This window comes from Alteromonas marina (assembly GCF_000808575.1).
Taxonomy (GTDB): Bacteria; Pseudomonadota; Gammaproteobacteria; order Enterobacterales; family Alteromonadaceae; genus Alteromonas; species Alteromonas marina_A.
The window spans coordinates 1-2,578 of the sequence record NZ_JWLW01000025.1 but is presented as its reverse complement, the minus strand read 5'-3'; the positions used below and the strand labels follow the sequence as shown (position 1 = coordinate 2,578).

The window sequence follows — 2,578 nt, the reverse complement described above, 5'->3', positions numbered from 1 at the left end:
TGCGTATTTCGGTGAATCCGATCGGTCGTTTCGGTTTTATCCGATCACTTTTTCATCTTCTTTTTCGTCCCTGCCAGTTTTACCTTAAGTGATCGGATTGGTCTAGTTTTCTCATCGATTCGCCAGCCAGTTCAATTCGATGACTGTTGTGCAATAAACGGTCGAGTAATGCATCTGCCACAGTGGGGTTACTGATGAGTTTGTACCATTCGGTAACGGGTAACTGGCTGGCGATAATGGTACTGGTGTTTTGGTATCGCTCTTCCATCACATCAAGTAAGTCATTAGCCTGACGTGCGCTCAGTTTTTCCATTCCCCAGTCGTCCAGGATGAGCAACTTTTTCTTAGCGAGTTGTGCAAGCTGTTGTCGGTAACTGCCATCGGCGTGGCCGATATTCAGTTCATCAAGAAGCTGCCCAAGTCGGTAATATCGCACCGTATGATGTTGTTCACAGGCTTGTCTGGCTAACGCGCATGCGAAGTACGTTTTTCCGCACCCTGTTGCGCCAGTAACGATAATGTTATGGGCACGATGTAAGTATTGGCCGCTTAACAGTGTGGCGACTTTATCTTTGCGTAGGCCACGCTCTGCACGGTATTCCAATCGGCTGGCATGAGCCTCTAAGCGCAAGGTTGCCTGGCGCAGTAAACGCTTCACTTTGCTGTCTTGCCGACAATGGATTTCATGCTGTGCCAGCAATCCTAAGCGCTCTTCGAAGCTCATCTCGTCGTAAGTTGTCGCTTGGCTTTGTTGTTGCTGTAACGCTTGAGCGAAGTGCCCAAGCCGTAAGCTACGTAGTTGCTCTTGTAATTGAGATTGTGTCATGGGGTTTCCTATTGATAGTAATGTTGGCCGCGGATATTGTGATGGGTGACAGGCTGCTCATCCTGCTCAACAGCGGTGCTCGGTATGCTTTCTTGATGATGTTTGAGTAAGTTCATCACCACACTCCGGTGAGGGCGTTCTAGCAGTAATGCCTTTTGGCAAGCGGCTTCAAGTCGCGCAGCACCATGTTGTTTAGTGAGGTTTAGGATAGCTAAGCAGCTTTTAATCGCTTGCTCAGGATGTTTGCGACTATGGATGTGCCACTGCACCACACCACGGGTACCCACACCGATATTCTCAGCCCAGTGCAGTAAGCGCTCAGCACTGAAGCGCTGTTTTACATGGCTGTCCGGCATGTGTTCTTTTTGGGTTGAGAAGCCGCCTTCTTTTGCTGATTTAGCGTGCTGTGTTACCAGTTGATTGTGATGATAGATGCTGACCACACTGCCACTTGCCTCTATGGTCACCGTGTTGCCCACTAAAGTGTGTGGTACAGAGTAAGCATGCTTTTGGTACAACACATGGTAATCCGGCCCTACCTTCGCCCATTTACTGTCGATGTACTCATACATGGTGCCAGGTAATGGCATTAAGGCTGGCTTATCGAGCAGTTCAAACTGTTCACGACGAGAGCCTGGGTATAAGCGTTGTGGCCGATTATTTAACTCTGCCATTAACACTTTAATCCGCGCATTTAGACCCGCTAGGGTGTAGAAGCTCTCACGTCGCAATCGCATTAATATCCAACGCTCAACAATCAGCACCGCATTTTCTGCTTTGGCTTTATCCTTCGGTTTATATGGGCGTGCAGGCACAATGGCACAGCCATAATGCCGCGCCATTTTGGCATAGTTTTCATTTAGCGTAGGCGCGTAGCGGTGGGCTTTGGTAACGGCCGATTTCAGGTTATCCGGCACAAGTAAACGGGGTACACCGCCAAGGTGGCGGAACGTTCTTACGTGCGCCATTATCCAGTCTTCTTCACGTTGTGAGCGACCAGCTTCAACATAGGTGTAGTTGGTTGCGCCTAAGGTCGCAACGAAGATTTGTGCGTGATAACGAACTTCGCCCGTATCAGGATTGATGATAGGTACCGTTGGTCCGCAATAGTCAATAAACAACTTATCGCCTGCGATGTGATGTTGTCGCATACTGCGTTTCTGCTTTTTAAGCCACCGCTGATAGTGCTCGCAGAACTGCGTGTAGCCGTAGGCTGACGCACTATCCTCGGCGCAATATTCTTCCCACAGCAAGAGCTTAGTCATGCCTTTGCGCTTCAACTCTTGCTGCATTAGCATAAAGTCAGGCAGCCGTTTCTGGCGCTGAACGGGACCCGTGCTATACAACTGCGCTTCGAGCGTTTTATCGTTTAGCGCTTCCGGCAACGGCCACGATAAGTCACTGGATTTAAAGCGCGAGAGTATTTCACTCACGGTTGAAGGACCAAGACTTAAGCATTGGCCGATGTCTCGATGGCTTAATCCTACTTCGAATTTGAGACGCAGGACGTCTTTAATCTTTCTCATATCGGTTCTCTTTCTCGCCATGGCAGCTCATTCCTTCAATAAAGTGATGAAGTGGAGCTTACCAATTGATTTAATGAGAAAAAGAAGAAGATTTCGGGATTCCGATCAGTGATTTCGGAAAAACGTCATTTTTGATCGGATAACTCCGAAATAGGCGATCGGATTAGACCGAAATCAGTGATCGGATTGAACCGAAATGGGTGATCGGAATGGGCCGGAACATGCA

The 2,578-nt window shown here is 48.6% G+C and carries 2 protein-coding genes; both read right to left on the bottom strand.

Annotated elements, in window-relative coordinates; genetic code table 11:
* Window positions 1–79 precede the first annotated feature (79 nt).
* Entirely contained in the window at window positions 80–826 is a 747-nt protein-coding gene (gene istB / locus RJ41_RS13895; protein WP_039221977.1) for an IS21-like element helper ATPase IstB, read from the bottom strand.
* An 8-nt stretch (window positions 827–834) separates the two neighbouring features.
* The gene (istA, locus tag RJ41_RS13890) at window positions 835–2,373 is read right to left on the bottom strand and encodes an IS21 family transposase (RefSeq protein WP_039221975.1); all 1,539 of its coding nucleotides are present in this window, start codon (window positions 2,371–2,373) and stop codon (window positions 835–837) included.
* Window positions 2,374–2,578 lie beyond the last annotated feature (205 nt).

Bases quoted from the DNA above. Each gene is read 5' to 3' on its own strand.
- istA (WP_039221975.1), bottom strand. From the start codon at position 2,373: ATGGCGAGAAAGAGAACCGATATGAGAAAGATTAAAGACGTCCTGCGT.
- istB (WP_039221977.1), bottom strand. From the start codon at position 826: ATGACACAATCTCAATTACAAGAGCAACTACGTAGCTTACGGCTTGGG.